Source organism: Halovibrio sp. HP20-59 (assembly GCF_033052795.2).
Taxonomy (GTDB): domain Bacteria; phylum Pseudomonadota; class Gammaproteobacteria; order Pseudomonadales; family Halomonadaceae; genus Vreelandella.
Genome location: NZ_JAWJUW020000178.1, coordinates 1 through 238 on the forward strand (window position 1 = coordinate 1; position 238 = coordinate 238).

The following is a 238-nucleotide window of genomic DNA, read 5'->3' on the forward strand; positions in this document are numbered from 1 at the left end:
CGGCGCACGCGCGGTGGCAGGGCAGCCGATTGCTGCTCGACGCGGCGCTCGGGCATGCCGAGGTCCACCGCTCGCCGCTGCTGCGCTTTGCGATGGCCGCCGAGGTGGGGGATGGGGCGTCCGCTCGTGCCCTGGGCCAGCAAGTCGCCGCCGGCCTGCGCGAGCTTGGTGCCGGGGCCTACCTGCCGGCATGAGCGTGACGCTGCTGGTCACGCGGCCGCGGCCTCAGTGCGCGGCT

The 238-nt window shown here is 76.1% G+C and carries 1 protein-coding gene; it reads left to right on the forward strand.

Features of this window, described 5'->3' with window-relative positions; genetic code table 11:
• A partial coding sequence (locus RZA33_RS19785; RefSeq protein ID WP_317510062.1) for a hypothetical protein occupies positions 1-194 on the forward strand: 194 nt, incomplete at its 5' end.
• Positions 195-238 lie beyond the last annotated feature (44 nt).